This window comes from Mesorhizobium sp. NZP2077 (assembly GCF_013170805.1).
Lineage (GTDB): Bacteria > Pseudomonadota > Alphaproteobacteria > Rhizobiales > Rhizobiaceae > Mesorhizobium.
This window is the reverse complement of the sequence record NZ_CP051293.1, coordinates 6,438,835-6,455,374: the sequence shown is the minus strand read 5'-3', so window position 1 is coordinate 6,455,374 and position 16,540 is coordinate 6,438,835. Positions and strand designations below refer to the sequence as shown.

Here is a 16,540-nt window from a genome sequence, read left to right as displayed (position 1 = left end):
CAGGAGGAGCCGATGATGCGCGTCTGGTCCCACCGTCCTGGATACTTACATCTAGGACTATTTTTCGCGGCATACGTGTTGGGCTGCGGATTTGCGCAGTTGCTCGCAATCGTGCCTGGAACGGGCATTTCAGTCTGGCCTCCGAGTGGACTCTTTATTGCCACGCTTGTCCTTTCCTCCAGACGCAGCTGGCCATGGTGGGTGGTGGCAGGCTGTCTGGCCGAAATGTTCAGCAATCTCGTTTGGTTCCACAGCCCGTGGCCTGCTGCCTTGCTGATTTATGTCGGCAACGCTCTTGAAGCGACTTGTGGCGCCTGGCTCGTGAACCGGAGCAGCAAGCGGCCAGGCGAACTAGAAACCCTGGAGGAAGTGCTCGCATTCGTCCTGCTGGCCGCAGGAATTGCGCCACTCGTCAGCGCGACGGTAGGAAGCGCCACGCTAGCCTGGTTTGGAATGCAGTTGCAAACCTTCACGGGGGCTTGGCCTCTATGGTGGATCGGGGACGCCACCGGTGTGTTGATCGTAGCGCCGCTGGCGCTGGTTGTGTTTCAGAACTGGAGACGCGGGACCCACCTCTCGGCCGCGCGATGGGCGGAGGTTTGCGTCCTAGGATTGATCTTTCTGGGTATCGCCGCCCTTTCCTTGAGCGGTTACCTCCCATTCGCTTACATCATCATGCCGCCTCTTCTTTGGGCTGCGGTGCGCTTCGAGTTCAAGGGCGCTGCCGTTGCCTTGACCCTCCTTGCCCTGATCACAGCATTCTTCACGGTATTCGGCGCTGGCGAATTTGCCGGGGGTCCGGACGCCCTGAAGCACAAACAGATCATGTTGCAGCTTTTCCTGGGGATCTCGGCATTTTCAGCGCTCATCGTCGCCGCCATATCCCGACAGCACCAGGTGGCGCTGCTCACATTGCATCAAAGCGTGGAGGCATTGCGCGACCGCGAGCGCGAGCTTTCGCAGCTGGTGGACATGGTTCCGAGCCATGTTTGGCGATTGATGCCAGACGGAGAGCCGACCTTCTTCAACAAGCGGATGGTTGATTTCCTCGGCCTGAATATCGCGGATTTGGGCAAGCCCGGAATGAGCAACCTCGAAGCGGTCATAGGAACAGTCCATCCAGACGATGCCGCGGGCTTCAGGAATTCGCTGCATCGCTCACTCGACACCGGCGAGAGCTTCGCGATGCGATATCGCCTGCGCCGCGTCGACGGCGCCTACCACTGGATGTCGAGCCGGGCCGACCCGATGCGGGATCAGGCCGGGCGCATCGTCCAGTGGTACGGTCTGTGCCATGACATAGACGATCAAATGCACGCCGAAGAGGCGCTGCGGCGAAGCGAGCGGCAGCTCCAGGAGATGGTCGATGCAGTGCCGGTCCGCATCTGGAGCGCGACGCCGGCTGGCGGGATGGTTTACTTCAACAAGCGATACCAGGACCATTTCCGCTCCGTAATCCCGAACTTTGAAACTCTCGACAACCCGCGTATCGAAAAATTGCTGCAGGAACTGGTTCATCCAGAAGATGCTCCCGAGGTGCAGCAAACGTTGCGGAATTGCTTCGACACTGGCGGCGGCTCCGCGATGCGGTTTCGTTGGCGCGAAAAGGATGGCGCCTATCGCTGGGCGGAGTGCAAGGTGGAGCCTCGGCGTGATGAAGCCGGAGCCGTTGTGCAATGGTACGGAGTTTCTCTCGACATCGATGATGAGGTGCGCGCGCAAGCGGCGCTACGTGATCGGGAGCGCGAGCTCTCGCAGCTCGTGGACATGGTCCCGGTTCAAATAAGGCGTATGAAACCCGACGGCGAGCCGACCTTCTTCAACAAGCGCTTGCTAGACTTTTTCGGTCTGGACGACATAGCGGTTTTGGACAAGCCGGGCATTAGCCGGCTGTCCGCAATCATACAGACCCTCGTCCACCCCGATGATTCAGCCGGCCTGCTGGAGACCGCCCGCCACTCTTTCGCCACCGGTGAGCCCTTCGCCGTGAAATATCGTATGCGCCGTGCGGACGGTGCATATCGGTGGGTTGATGGCCGCGGGGAACCGCTGCGAGATCAAAGCGGAGCGATTGTGCAATGGTACGTAGTTTCCCTCGACATCGATGATGAGATGCGTGCGCAGGAGGCATTGCGCGATAACGAGCGTGAGCTTTCGCAGCTTGTGGACATGGTTCCGAGCCACGTTTGGCGGCTGAGCCCCGACGGCGAGCCGGTATTTTTCAACAAACAGATGGTTGATTTCCTCGGGCTGAAAGTTGCGGACACGGACAGGCCGGGCGTGAGCCGGCTACAGGCCCTTATAGAGACCGTTCATGCGGACGATGCGCCACGGTTCAAAGAGACCATTCATCATAGCCTTGCCACAGGCGAAAGCTTTGCCATGCAATATCGGCTGCGCGGTGCCGGCGGCATTTACCGTTGGATGTCGGGCCGCGCCGAGCCGATGCGAGACGACAGCGGCCGTATTGTCAAATGGTTCGGCCTCTCTCACGACATCGACGATCAGATGCGCCTTCATCGCGAGATCGAGGAGCGAGAAGCCAAGATAAGGCGGCTTGTCGATTCAGATATCATTGGGATCGTCATCTGGGATTTGGACGGAACGCTTATCGAAGCCAATGACGCGTTTCTCCGCATGGTCCAGTACGATCGCGATGAACTGAAAGCCGGGCTTGATTGGCTCGCGATGACGCCTCCGGAATGGCGAGAGGTGCACGGCCGGGAGGAAGCTGAAGAGCTTATGGCGACGGGCAAGATGCAGGCCCGCGAGAAGGAGTACTTCAGGAAGGATGGCAGTCGGGTGCCTGTCCTCATTGGTGGCGCATTTTTTGAGGGTCAGACCAAGCAAGGAGTCGCCTACATTCTCGATTTGACCGAGCTCAAGCGTGCGGAAGCGGCGTTGCGGGTCCGCGAGCGCGAGCTGCAACAGCTTGTCGACGCCCTGCCGGTGCATGTCTGGAGCTGGACGCCCGACGGCAGGCTGGCCTACCTCAACAAACGATCTTTGGAGGAACTCGGTCTCTCCGGCGCGAACTTCGAGGAATGCGCCAGGGTGGCGCAACAGCTGATTCATCCCGAAGATGCGCCTGAGGTGCTGCGTACGTCCCTCAGTTGCCTCAAAACCGGCGATTCCTTCATGATGCGATATCGCCGGCGCTGGAAAGACGGCAGCTATCGCTGGATGGAGGGGCGTTGCGAGCCTCTGCGTGATCACGATGGAACCATCGTGCAGTGGTACCAGGTTTCCATCGATATCGACGGTCAGATGCACGCGCAGGAGGCCCTGCTTGAGAGAGAGCGCTTCCTTTGGCAACTCGTGGAAACGTTGCCGGCGATGATCGATTGCGCCGCACCGGACGGCGAGCCGGTTTATCGGAGCCAGCAACTGCGCGAATTCCTCGGATATGAGCTTGAAACACTGGACGGGACAGGAAAGTCCCGTTTGGCCGGCACGCTCGACGCCGGCGTTCATCCCGACGACGTCGAGGGAGTGAAAGCAAAATACGCCCATTCGCTCGCTACCGGGGAACCTTATGCGCGAAGGCATCGTCTGCGGCGTTTCGACGGCGAATATCGCTGGGTCGAGACACGCGCCGCACCGATGCGCGACGCCGAAGGCGCCATTGTGCAGTGGAATGTGATCTGCCTGGACATCGATGGTGAGGTTCTCATGCAGGAACAACTGCGTCTGGCCCAGGAGAATCTCGCACGTCAGAGTCAGGCCGCCAGCCTGGCCGAGCTCTGCGCGTCCATCGCCCATGAGGTTAACCAGCCACTGGCTGCCGTGGTGGCGAACTCACACGCCTGCCAGCGCTGGCTTAACGCTGAACCGCCAAATCTTGAACGAGCACAGAAGACCGTGGAACGCGTCATCCGCGACGCCAATGCAGCGGCAGATGTCGTTGGTCACATCCGAGCCTTGTTCAAGCAATCCATGGGGTCAAACGCATCCACGGCGCTCTCTGACGTCATTGCCGAAGCGCATGACCTCATGGCCGAGGAGGCGACGCGGCGGCGCGTCAGCTTGAGCATTGATGTTGAAAACAATCTTCCGCCTGTCGCGCTTGGGCGCGTCCAGATCCAGCAGGTCCTGGTCAATCTCATGCGTAATGGCATGGAGGCAATGGACTCGGTTGCCACAGATAGAGTTCTCCGGATGCGTGTGCGCCGGATGACGGATGTGGTCCAGACCGAAATCAGCGACCGTGGGTCAGGTATCGAGTTTCCCGATAAGATATTCCAGCCGTTCTTCACGACGAAAGAGCAGGGGATGGGAATGGGCCTCGCGATCTGCCGGTCGATCGTCGAGTCCCACGGCGGGCGGTTGTGGGCAGAAGCGAACGAACCGAGAGGGGCGAAATTCGTCTTCACATTGCCAATTGAAACGAAAGCGGCGTCGTGACGCCAACCGACCTCGCGGTCTCGCGTTGAATCACACACGTATCCAAGAGCGGCTCAGCCTTGGAGTGGGGCGGTCAGTTGCGTACGGCCGTACTGTTGGGGGACATTTCTCTCAGGTGCGAAGCCGTCATGCGCACAGAGGAATTTGCGCAACGCACCCGCCGCCAGGTCGCAATAGAATGCATGGATTTCCATGAGGTGCGGTCGCGGCGCGTTGGGACTAAGCTAGTGGGGTGAGTGCATCAGTCCCGATTCAACTGCTGAGAGCAAATGCTGTACGAAGCGCCAACAATCCCCAGATGGGAGGTCTGCGCTATGACGACAGGTGATCATATTGTCTTCGTGGTGGACGACGATGCACGCATTCGGGAGGCTCTCAGCGAACTGCTTGCCTCATATGGTATGCATGCCGTCGCCTTCGGATCGGCTGGTGACTATGTCAGCGCGGACAAGCCAGACGTGCCGGCCTGCCTCATCCTTGATGTCGAGTTGCCGGATATCAACGGCCTCGATCTGCAGAAGCAGATTGCGGAAGGAGAGCATCCGCCGATCGTGTTCATAACAGGACATGGCGACATTCCGTCATCCGTCCGGGCAATCAAGGACGGTGCAGTGGATTTCCTCACCAAGCCTTTCAGTGACTCCGATCTCATGACTGCAATCCTGGTGGCGATCGCCCGGGATCGGGAGATCAGATCGGAACGTGCCGAGCTTGGTGCGTTGAGGCAGCGCTATCTGGCGCTCACGCCGCGCGAACGTGACGTGCTGCCGCTGGTGGTGAGTGGCCTGCTTAACAAGCAAGCCGCTGCCGAGCTGGGGATAAGCGAGGTCACTTTGCAAATCCATAGAAGGAACGTCATGCAAAAGATGATGGCGGCGTCGCTTGCCGATCTCGTGCGTATCGCGGAGCGGCTGGAAATACCGATAACCCACTCGCGCCGGGCAAGAGGGGAGTGAGCGTGAGTAAGCATAAACCTATAGTGGCGGTTGTCGACGACGATCCAAGACTGCTCGAATCAATGGAGGAACTCCTCGAGTCCGCAGGCTATGCGGCCCGCAGTTTCTCTTCGGCGCGACAATTGTTGATCAGTGGACTATCGGGGCTGGACGTTCTGATTACCGACATCGGGATGCCTGGCATGGACGGCTTTGAACTTCGCGACCTGGTGAACAGGGCGCGTCCGGAACTGCCTGTTTTCCTGATCACAGGACGCCACGAGATAGCCGATCAAGACCGCGCGAAGGGGATCAGTGGGTTTTTCCGGAAGCCCTTCGATGCACAAGCCCTGCTTGCGGCCGTCGGCGAGACTTTGCGCAACCATGACAAGGAGGATGGATATGAGAGTTGACCAGCCGCTCTTGCGGAGATCGGCGCCGTTTGTGCAGCGGAAAGATGAGGCGGAGCAACCGCTCGTCATTATTGTCGATGATGATGCATCGGTCCGGGAGGCACTATCGGAATTGATCCTGTCGGCGGGTTTCCGGCCGATTTCCTTCGCTTCGACCTACGAATTGCTTGATGCTGATGTGTTGGACAGCCCAGGTTGCCTGATCGTCGACGTGCGGATGCCAGGAGCGAGCGGACTCGATCTTCAACACCACCTGGCCCAAACCGGAAATCCCAAGCCATTGATCTTCCTGACCGGCCATGGAGATATTCCGATGAGCGTCCAGGCGATGAAGGCCGGCGCCGTGGACTTTCTGACCAAGCCGGTACGGGACCAAACGCTGCTCGATGCGGTAATTGCTGGCGTTGCGGCGGATGCCGCACGCAGGGCGCAAGCAGTAGTCGTCAAGCGCAACATCGAACGCCGCGAGACCCTTACGCCGCGCGAGCGCGAGGTTTTGCGTGAAGTGGCGCGCGGGCGGGTCAATAAGCAGATCGCTTTCGACCTCGGCATCAGTGAGGTAACGGTCAAGCTGCACCGAGGCAATGTCATGCGCAAGATGGAGGCCGCTTCCATTGGCGAGTTGATCCGGGCATGGGAAACGCTACCCTTGCCGATGCGAGAAGATGGCGCGACCTAGGCTCAGGACCTATTAAATCGCTTGCGGGGATATTGATCAGTTGATTCAATGGCGGCGCAAGGAGACGCTGCCATGGGTGATTTAATCTGGTTGTCGGAAGCGCAGATGCGCCGCATCGAGCCATATTTTCCGCTGTCCCATGGGGTGCCTCGTGTCGATGATCGTCGGGTCATCAGTGGGATCATCTTCGTGATCAGGAACGGCTTGCGGTGGCGCGACGCGCCAGCGGAGTACGGCCCACCAAAAACGATCTACAATCGCTTCATTCGCTGGAGCAGGCTGGGCGTGTTCAACAAGATTTTCGCGGCACTCGCGGCGAAGGGCGGGAAGCCCGACCATCTGATGATCGATGCGACCCACCTGAAAGCCCACCGGACTGCAGCAAGTCTGCTCAAAAAGGGGATGTTCCCCGACGTATCGGACGTACCAAAGGCGGCCTGAACTCGAAGCTACATGCCGTCTGCGACGGCAAAGGCAGACCGCTGGTGATGCTGCTGAGCGAGGGCCAGATGAGCGACTACAAAGGCGCTGCCCTCATGATCGACGCTTTGCCCAGGGCCAAAGCCTTGCTCGCAGACAGGGGCTATGACGCCGACTGGTTCCGCGCCGCTCTCGCAGAGCGCAAGATCACCGCCTGCATCCCGTCAAAGGTCAACCGAAAGGTGACGATCCCCCACGACATCGCACTCTATCGCCAGCGTCACAAGATTGAGAATATGTTCGGCAGGCTCAAGGATTGGCGGCGCATCCACACCCGCTATGACCGCTGTGCGCACACCTTCATGTCTGCAATCTGCATCGCAGCCACCGTCATCTTCTGGCTCAATCAATGAGTCCTGAGCCTAGCATTACTTTGGCATTTTTTTGGTTCTGGGAGCGTTTGAGGATTCCCAAGAGCGGTTTTGCGTGATTCATGAGAGGTCGGCTGTTGGAGGGGCCGGCCATGAACAGGGATTGGCAAGTCGATCTGGAGCAGTGGCTTGAGCCGTTCGTCTCGGCGTTGAGGCACAAGACGCGTGCGCGGATGTGTCCGGCCTATATTGCTGGGCTGATTGGCCTTGGGGATCGCAAGAGCATCCAACCGATGGCGGCGCGCGACGCAGGCGTCAACTATGACCAGCTGCACCACTTCATCGCGAGCGGCGTGTGGGATGCTGGGCCGCTGGAGAAGGTGCTACTTGCGGAGGCCGACAGACAAGTTGGCGGGAACGATGCATGGCTGATCGTGGACGACACAGCGCTCCCCAAGAAGGGGCGCCACTCGGTCGGCGTCGCGCCGCAATATGCCTCGGCGCTTGGTAAGAACGCCAACTGCCAGACGCTGGTGTCGCTGACGCTGGCCTCTAGCGAAGTGCCGGTCATGGTGGGACTGCGGCTGTTTCTGCCCGAGAGCTGGACTTCCGATCCCGCCCGGCTCGACCGTGCCGGTGTGCCCGAGGACCATCGTGCCTACAGGACCAAGCCCGAAATCGCGCTGGCCGAGATCGACCGGGCTCGCGCAGCCGGCCTACGCTTTGGCTGCGTGCTCGCCGATGCCGGATATGGCTTGAGCGCCCCCTTCCGGCAGGCGCTCACCGAGCGCGGCCTTACCTGGGCCGTCGGCATCCCGTTCAAGCAGAAGGTCTATCCCGCCGACGTGGCAATGATCTTTCCCGTTGCCGGACGCGGCCGTCCGCGCCAGCGGCATATCCCCGATGTGAAGTCGATGACCGCGAAGGCGATGCTGGAGACAGCCCCATGGCGCGCGGTCAGTTGGCGGCGTGGCACCAAAGGCCGCCTCTCGGCGCGCTTCGCCGCTGTCCGTGTCCGGGTTGCAGATGGCCCACCCCAGCGCATCCGCGACATGGGCGCTCAGCATCTGCCCGGCGAGGAGGTCTGGGTGATCGGCGAGCACCGCTCGACCGGCGAGCGCAAATACTACCTCTCCAACTTGCCCGCCGACACCCCGCTCAAGCAGATCGCAGGCGCCATCAAGGCGCGCTGGGTCTGCGAACAGGCGCATCAGCAGCTCAAGGAGGAACTTGGCCTCGACCACTTCGAAGGGCGCTCATGGACCGGCCTGCACCGGCACGCGCTGATGACGATGATCGCCTACGCCTTCCTGCAATCTCGCCGCCTCAAACAAGCGGGAGGGGGAAAAAAGAATCGTTGGCCCGCCGCCCCAACCGAGCCTACCCGCCGTCAGGCAAGCCATCCTCACCGCGCTAGCGCAGCCGCCCCCAATCCGTTGTCCCCACTGCCGCAGAGCCCTCTCCGCTAACAATCTGCCAAAGTAGTGCTAGCATTACTTTGGCATTTTTTTGGTTCTGGGAGCGTTTGAGGATTCCCAAGAGCGGTTTTGCGTGATTCATGAGAGGTCGGCTGTTGGAGGGGCCGGCCATGAACAGGGATTGGCAAGTCGATCTGGAGCGGTGGCTTGAGCCGTTCGTCTCGGCGTTGAGGCACAAGACGCGTGCTCGGATGTGTCCGGCCTATATTGCTGGGCTGATTGGCCTTGGGGATCGCAAGAGCATCCAACCGATGGCGGCGCGCGACGCAGGCGTCAACTATGACCAGCTGCACCACTTCATCGCGAGCGGCGTGTGGGATGCTGGGCCGCTGGAGAAGGTGCTACTTGCGGAGGCCGACAGACAAGTTGGCGGGAACGATGCATGGCTGATCGTGGACGACACAGCGCTCCCCAAGAAGGGGCGCCACTCGGTCGGCGTCGCGCCGCAATATGCCTCGGCGCTTGGTAAGAACGCCAACTGCCAGACGCTGGTGTCGCTGACGCTGGCCTCTAGCGAAGTGCCGGTCATGGTGGGACTGCGGCTGTTTCTGCCCGAGAGCTGGACTTCCGATCCCGCCCGGCTCGACCGTGCCGGTGTGCCCGAGGACCATCGTGCCTACAGGACCAAGCCCGAAATCGCGCTGGCCGAGATCGACCGGGCTCGCGCAGCCGGCCTACGCTTTGGCTGCGTGCTCGCCGATGCCGGATATGGCTTGAGCGCCCCCTTCCGGCAGGCGCTCACCGAGCGCGGCCTTACCTGGGCCGTCGGCATCCCGTTCAAGCAGAAGGTCTATCCCGCCGACGTGGCAATGATCTTTCCCGTTGCCGGACGCGGCCGTCCGCGCCAGCGGCATATCCCCGATGTGAAGTCGATGACCGCGAAGGCGATGCTGGAGACAGCCCCATGGCGCGCGGTCAGTTGGCGGCGTGGCACCAAAGGCCGCCTCTCGGCGCGCTTCGCCGCTGTCCGTGTCCGGGTTGCAGATGGCCCACCCCAGCGCATCCGCGACATGGGCGCTCAGCATCTGCCCGGCGAGGAGGTCTGGGTGATCGGCGAGCACCGCTCGACCGGCGAGCGCAAATACTACCTCTCCAACTTGCCCGCCGACACCCCGCTCAAGCAGATCGCAGGCGCCATCAAGGCGCGCTGGGTCTGCGAACAGGCGCATCAGCAGCTCAAGGAGGAACTTGGCCTCGACCACTTCGAAGGGCGCTCATGGACCGGCCTGCACCGGCACGCGCTGATGACGATGATCGCCTACGCCTTCCTGCAATCTCGCCGCCTCAAACAAGCGGGAGGGGGAAAAAAGAATCGTTGGCCCGCCGCCCCAACCGAGCCTACCCGCCGTCAGGCAAGCCATCCTCACCGCGCTAGCGCAGCCGCCCCCAATCCGTTGTCCCCACTGCCGCAGAGCCCTCTCCGCTAACAATCTGCCAAAGTAGTGCTAGATACTTGGTACGAGCCTATTCAATCCTCGACACAAAACGATTGCCATATCTTCGGACGAATGGTTGATCGGCCGGAACGTGCTGCAGCCTTGCCGGCACCGTCGCGGCACTGCCAGTGATCCTTGTGTATTCCAGCCATCCTGGTGGAGGCTCCGCGGCAGGTGTGAGTGCCGATGCCGACCATCGGAACCGGCGCCTGGAGCCATAGGTCTCGCTCAATTTGGCTGCACAATTTTCACCGCTGTCGGGCTTGGTCCGCGAGCATTGCGGTTGTCCGAAACGGAGCCCTATCGGCATGGTCTACTCACCGTGAAGACCTGCCGACAGGCTTGTCCATCCTGAACCTTGGCATTGCATGAGAGATCCTTGCGTAGAATAGGTTCGCAGCCCAGATCAGTGCATCCTCCTTGAGCCATCACGAGCGTCGAGCTTCGATCGCGTCTTCACCTTCCATTTCGCGAATCCGATCGCGTGGGCCGAGGTCGTAATGGCTAGCTGGATTTTCAATGGCCACGTCACGGATGGATACGATGAATAGGGATGGACTCTTCTCCGTTGGCTCTCCCAATTTCTGGGGCCATACGATAACCGTCCTTGGCAACCTTTCGCGTATATTGAATCGCATCTCGGGCGGTCCACGAGGGCAGACGTTGTGCGCTCGCATTGCTGAACGACGGCCCGACTGCTTGTTCTGTCAGCTTATGTCCTTGATTGTGGAACCCGACCACTGCGCCATCGAACTCGCTTGCTGGGTCAAGCGCCGGGACGGCTAGGGCGGTCTGACGGCGGACGATCCGTGAAGCCATGATCGCTGATGAATGAAGTACCACGCCGAGTGGGCTGTCAGCGCACGCGCGCAGGTCCTATTGATGGGCGGTGGGCAGCCAGGTGGCGGGCAGCACCCTATGCTCAGGCATAGGGTAACCAGTGCCGAGGACTCTATAGACCCGGACAGACCGGCAGTAGTACCGTCTGAACGGTACACCGCCTGGTTACTCCAGGAGGTGGCGATCAACGATCGAAAAACTTCATTGGGATGGGCGAACACCGAGTTCACCTGAACCAGAGATGGCCTTTCTGGCCACTGCATCGATTGTGGGCGGCCTTGCTGCAGCCGCTGAGAGGATCAGGCCTGACCGGAATATACATGCAGGGACGCGCTCACCCAACAGAACGATCCGGCAAGCGCAGCTTCTGTCTGCGGATCCTGCCGCTCTTGATTGGTTTGCTGATTTCCGTAGCGCCGGCCTACGCCGATGGAGCGCTCCGCATACCCTACGTGGCCGATATAGGCTCGTTTGACCCGGACAACGGCTTTGAGACCGGAGCGATAAGCGCAATCGACAACGTCTACCAGGGTCTAGTCCAATACGAGCCCGGTTCGACCAAGATCGTTGGCTTGCTCGCCAGGAGTTGGGACATTTCGGACGATGGCCTGACCTACACCTTCCATTTGGTCGAAGGTGCCAAGTTCCACGATGGCACGCCCTTCAATGCGGCGGCGGTCATAAAGTCGTTCGAGCGGCGCCGCGATCATCGAATGATCCTGAGTTACTTCCTGGCCAACGTGAAGGACATGAAGGCGCCCGACGATTCGACGGTCGTTCTCACCCTGGGCCATTCCCAGCCTTCGTTCCTCGATGCCCTTTCCAGCCCATGGGGGCCCAAGGTCATCAGTCCGTCAGCGCTCGCCGACCATGATAGCGGCGATTCCGCGACGACTTGGCTCAATGAGCATGCGGTCGGCACAGGTCCATTCAAACTGGCTGAATTCAAACGCGGACAGCGCTATGTGCTCGAACGCAACGACGCCTATTGGGGGAACAGACCGTTCTTCCAGCAGATCCAGATTTCGGTCGTTCCCGATATCAGCCAGCAGATACTTCAATTGCAGGCGGGTACGATCGATGCCGTGCCGATCAATTATCCGTTCGCGCAACTAACCAGCCTGCCGGGGACTTTGGAGATCACCACCGCCCCGAGCATGATACCGTACGATCTGTTCGTTAAGCCGAACTCGCCGCTTGATGACGCGGAGATCCGCAAGGCCGTTCTGACAGCGATGAACCCGGCGCTTTGGGTCAAGGATGCCTTTGGCGAGTTCGCAAGCCTGTCGAGGTCGGTATATCCGAACGTGATGCTCGATCCGGTGAATCCGATCCGGTTCCCGACCGACTTTGAGGCGGCGAAAGCCGCAATCGCCAAACATGGCGCGGTCCATTTGGTCATTGGCCTCCATAGCGCGGCCCCGAGCTACGCCCGCATCGCCGACCTGATGATCGCGCAACTGGCATTGATCGGCGTAAAGGCAACGGCTTACGTGCTGCCCTCCGGTGCTGCTTATGCGTTGAAGGGCGACCCCAGCCCTCCCGACTTGCTGCTGACGATCGCAGGCCCGGACGCCGCTCATCCGGAGAACCAGGCCAAGGTCTTTTTTACAAAGGACGCGCCCCTCAACTTTTTTGGCCGGGTGCTGCGGGAAGCCGATGCCATCGTAAACCAGGCTGGGCAGTTGACGGATGTCAAAGAGCGCAACGCTCTCTACGAGAGAGCGGGGCAGATGTATTTCGATGCCGGCATCGTCATCCCGCTGGTCAATGTCAACGATGTGGTGGTCCACGCCAAGGGTCTGAAGGACCTTGGACTCCGCCCTGTGAACCCGCCCGGCAACATCGACTTCGCTACCGTTCGTTGGGGGCCCTGAACGTCGGCCATCCGGTTAGTTCTCAAAGGTCAGGCTCGCACCGCAGATGGTCAAGCACTCGCACCGAATGTCCAGTTCCGTGACCGAGCCTGTCCTCGCCGTCAAAGACCTTTCAGTCGTTCTCAGCCGTGAAGGCCGGCCTTCCCGTGTCATCGATGGCATCACTTTCGACATGTTTCCTGGCGAGGTCGTCGCACTGGTCGGGGAAAGTGGTTCCGGAAAGACGAGCATCGGGCTGACCCTTCAGGGGCTGCTGCCGAGGGAATTCCAGCCGCGGGTTGAGGGCTCGATCCGACTTTCCGGAATCGAACTCGTCGGCGCGGGAAGCCGCACGTGGCGGTCGGCCCGCCGCCGCCTCGTCCGCGCCATCCCGCAAGATCCGATGGGCGCGCTTAACCCCACGATGACGATCCGTCACCAGATGCGGGAATCCAACGGGGGATCAATCGAGGACTGGCTCAGCCGAACCGGCCTGCCTGACCCGGGCCGCATCGCCGATGCGCTTCCACATCGCCTGTCGGGTGGGCAGCGTCAGCGAGTGCTTATTGCCATGGCGATGATGGCGAGACCGAAACTGCTCATCGCCGATGAACCCACCACTGCGCTCGACGTCACCGTGCAGGCGCAAATCCTCGACCTGTTGCGCGATCTCACCCGCGACCAGCAGACCGCAATTCTGTTCGTTACGCATGATCTAACCGTGGCGGCCTCACTGGCCGACCGCGTCCTGATTCTCTACGCCGGACGCATCGTTGAAATGGGTCGCATGCAGGACGTGGCCCGCAATGCCGCGCATCCCTATTCAATCGGCCTGCTCGCCGCCCGATACGATCTGGACTCCGATCGGCGGCGGCCGCTGCTCACACTTCCGTCCGAGCACATGCCGTCCACAAATGTGGCGAGCGCCTGCGCCTACGCGCCACGTTGCCCGATCGCCCAGCCTGATTGCACGGCAGTCCGGCCCCCGTTGGCGGCTGCTTCCGTCCACGGCGGCGCAGTTGCTTGCCTTCACCAGGAACAAGCCCCTTTTGTCTCAGCGCAGCGCGTCGACGCGAAGCCATGGCCGGCTCCGGCGATACAGGAAACCGCCGCCTTGAGACTACACAACGTCAGTAAGACATATCCGACAGGCAACCGCTCGTTTTGGGGGCGTCAATCGCAGCCCGTTCTCAGGTCTGTCAGCCTCACAATCAAGCTTGGCGAGTGCGTGGCCCTGGTGGGCGAGAGTGGTGCCGGCAAGTCTACCCTTCTAAGGATTGCCGCCGGACTCATGGTGCCCGAGAGCGGCACCGTTACCCGCTTCGACAAGCTTCCTCCGCAAGTCGTGTTTCAAGACCCCGTCGCGGCGTTGACGCCGTGGCTGACGATCGGCGAGCAGATCGGCGAGCGCCTGCGGGGCGTTTCGCTGGACAGTGACTACGGCCGCCGTCGCGTGGGAGAGGCAATCAAGCTAGTCGGCCTCGATCCGGTCCTGATGGACGCGCTGCCGGCCGAGATGTCGGTCGGGCAATGCCAGCGCGCCGTTTTGGCTCGCGCGGTAATCGTCCCCCCGAGGCTTCTGCTCTGCGATGAGCCAATCAGCGCCATGGACGTGTCGCTGGCGGCCACCACCTTGAACCTCCTGAGTGATCTTCGCCGGCGGCTCGACATGGCGATGCTGTTCGTGACCCACGATCTGGCGGCCGCCAGGATCATCGCCGACCGTATCGCGGTGCTGAAGGGCGGCGAGTTGGTCGAGGTTGCCGATCCAGATGCCATCGTTGCCGCACCACAGTCCGCCTACACACGGTCTCTCATTGCAGCAATGCCTAGCCCACAAGCAGGAGGCGGACGATGACCGGCAGGTCAAGCTGGGACGCGCCGCCGGCGCGGCCTCGTTTCAACTGGCGCGATTTCTTCCGACGTGCCGGCTGGCTTGAAAGCGCTGGCATTATCGGTGTGCCTGTCGTCACCCTCGTGGCCGCGCTGGCGCCGTGGATCACGCCGTTCGACCCACAACTGCGTGTCGCCGCGGCCTACCTGCCGCCCTCGGCCGGACATTGGTTCGGCACCGACGAGATCGGCCGCGACCTGTTCTCGCGGGTCATCCTCGGCGTTCAGTACACCTGGCTGTCGGGGCTCGCCATCATCGCTTTCACTCTCACTGTGGGCTCCCTGGTCGGACTGATTTCGGGCCTGATGGGCGACAAGGTCGATCTGGTCATAGGGCGGATCGTCGACTTGTTCATCGTCCTTCCATCAACGCTGATCGCGCTCGCTTTCGTGGCTGCAGTTGGCCCCGGGCTTGTCAACACGGTGATCGCGCTCGCCATTTTCTGGTGGCCCTGGTACGCGCGCATATCCCGCGATGAAATTCGTCGTCTCAAGGCCCGTCCTCACGTTGAGGCAGCGCGCATGGCCGGGGTACGCGGTCCGCGTCTGCTGCTGCGTTACTTGTTGCCGGGAGTGTTGCCGGCCTTGCTCATCGGAGCGTCACTGGACGTCGCCAACGTCATCATGACGCTGTCGCTGATGTCGTTCCTTGGCCTTGGACTGCCTGCACCAGCGCCTGAACTCGGAGCAATGACGTCGCGCACGCTCGACAGTCTGACTGTCCATTGGTGGCTGCCAATCCTCCCGGCTGCGATCATCTTTCTTCTGTGCCTTCTCGCCAACCTTGCAGGTGACGGAATTCGCGCCGCGCTAAGGGGGGTGTAGATGCTGACATATCTCGCCAAAAGCATCGTCGGTGCCATCGTCGTTCTCCTCATGATGAGCTTCATCGTGTTCGGGCTGCAAAGCGTGATCCCGGCCGACCCAGCGCGAGCCATTGCCGGACCGAACGCTCCGCCGGAAACGGTCGAGGCAGTGCGCAAGGAACTCGGCCTGGATGACCCGGCTGTCATTCAGTATGGGCGCTTTCTATCGCGCCTCGCCCATGCGGATCTTGGGACGTCGGTAAGGACACGTCGGCCGGTATCTGACGACATACGGCAATATCTTCCCGCCACACTGGAACTGGGACTGGCGTCGATCGCTTTGGGTGTGGCGCTTGCGCTCCTCATGGCAGTGCTTCAGTTTCTGATACCGGGTTCGGGCGGCATAAGGCTCGTTATGGTGGGCGCGGGCTCCACGCCGATCTTCCTGTCGGCCTTGCTTCTCAGCTACTTTTTCTGGTTCCGATTCGATTGGCTTCCCGGCGCGGGTAGGCTTGGGTACCGCGACTTCGCGGGTCCTACGGGATTGAATGTCATTGATGGAATACTGCTCGGCCGCCCCGAGGTCAGCTTCGACGCGCTACGACACCTGCTCTTGCCAGCGCTTGCTTTGGCGCTGCCTATCGGCATCGCGGTTGGTCGAAGCCTGAACGGCGCACTGCACGAAGTTATGAGTGAGCCTTATGTTCGGACGGCACGTGGCAAGGGTCTCAGCGAGACAAAGGTGCTCTTGCGCCACGGTTTGCGCAATGCCGCCACGGCCCCACTATCCATGCTCGGCCTGCAAGTCCGCCTTCTCTTCGGCAATTTGCTTATCGTCGAGCGCGTTTTCGGATGGCCGGGCCTTGGTCTTTACACGGTCCAGGCTCTTGCCAGCGCCGATCTTCCGGCGGTGCTGGGCGTCGCCATCATCTTCGGAATACTGTACATTCTGGTCAACACGCTCATCGAGATCGGGCAATCGATGGCCGACCCGCGGATCAACCTCTGA

At 61.0% G+C, this 16,540-nt stretch carries 11 protein-coding genes; all 11 read left to right on the top strand.

Going from position 1 to position 16,540, the window contains the following annotated elements; translation table 11 throughout:
* The first annotated feature begins 12 nt into the window (after positions 1 to 12).
* The 11 genes from HGP13_RS38175 (at position 13) to HGP13_RS31845 (ending at position 16,540) form a co-directional block, all read left to right on the top strand.
* A complete protein-coding gene (locus tag HGP13_RS38175; RefSeq protein ID WP_246707192.1) occupies positions 13 to 4,404 on the top strand; it encodes a PAS domain-containing protein in 4,392 nt (1,463 codons plus the stop codon).
* 314 nt (positions 4,405 to 4,718) lie between these two features.
* Complete coding sequence (locus HGP13_RS31890; RefSeq protein WP_172233475.1) at positions 4,719 to 5,360, top strand: response regulator; 642 nt, start codon at positions 4,719 to 4,721, stop codon at positions 5,358 to 5,360.
* Between the two features lie 2 nt (positions 5,361 to 5,362).
* Positions 5,363 to 5,752 carry a response regulator gene (locus HGP13_RS31885; protein ID WP_172233472.1) on the top strand — a complete coding sequence of 130 codons (390 nt, stop codon included), beginning with the start codon at positions 5,363 to 5,365 and terminating at the stop codon, positions 5,750 to 5,752.
* The gene (locus HGP13_RS31880; RefSeq protein ID WP_172233469.1) at positions 5,742 to 6,431 is read left to right on the top strand and encodes a response regulator transcription factor; all 690 of its coding nucleotides are present in this window, start codon (positions 5,742 to 5,744) and stop codon (positions 6,429 to 6,431) included. The genes HGP13_RS31885 and HGP13_RS31880 overlap by 11 nt, the downstream gene beginning before the upstream one ends.
* Positions 6,432 to 6,503: 72 nt before the next feature.
* Positions 6,504 to 7,264, top strand: a protein-coding gene (locus HGP13_RS31875) for an IS5 family transposase (RefSeq protein ID WP_172225988.1) whose coding sequence is annotated in 2 segments (ribosomal slippage) — positions 6,504 to 6,837 and positions 6,837 to 7,264 — 762 coding nt in all. Because the reading frame shifts where the segments join, the coding sequence is not laid out codon by codon here.
* 110 nt (positions 7,265 to 7,374) lie between these two features.
* Positions 7,375 to 8,691 carry an IS701 family transposase gene (locus tag HGP13_RS31870; RefSeq protein WP_172221580.1) on the top strand — a complete coding sequence of 439 codons (1,317 nt, stop codon included), beginning with the start codon at positions 7,375 to 7,377 and terminating at the stop codon, positions 8,689 to 8,691.
* 119 nt (positions 8,692 to 8,810) lie between these two features.
* Positions 8,811 to 10,127, top strand: a complete 1,317-nt coding sequence (locus HGP13_RS31865; protein WP_172233098.1) for an IS701 family transposase — start codon at positions 8,811 to 8,813, stop codon at positions 10,125 to 10,127.
* A 1,169-nt stretch (positions 10,128 to 11,296) separates the two neighbouring features.
* A complete protein-coding gene (locus HGP13_RS31860) occupies positions 11,297 to 12,853 on the top strand; it encodes an ABC transporter substrate-binding protein (RefSeq protein ID WP_172233466.1) in 1,557 nt (518 codons plus the stop codon).
* A gap of 67 nt (positions 12,854 to 12,920) precedes the next feature.
* Positions 12,921 to 14,690 carry an ABC transporter ATP-binding protein gene (locus HGP13_RS31855; protein ID WP_246707191.1) on the top strand — a complete coding sequence of 590 codons (1,770 nt, stop codon included), beginning with the start codon at positions 12,921 to 12,923 and terminating at the stop codon, positions 14,688 to 14,690.
* Positions 14,687 to 15,550: an ABC transporter permease gene (locus tag HGP13_RS31850; RefSeq protein WP_172233461.1), complete on the top strand. Its 864-nt coding sequence runs from the start codon at positions 14,687 to 14,689 to the stop codon at positions 15,548 to 15,550. The genes HGP13_RS31855 and HGP13_RS31850 overlap by 4 nt, the downstream gene beginning before the upstream one ends.
* On the top strand, positions 15,551 to 16,540 hold the full coding sequence (locus HGP13_RS31845) for an ABC transporter permease (RefSeq protein ID WP_172233459.1): 990 nt from the start codon (positions 15,551 to 15,553) through the stop codon (positions 16,538 to 16,540).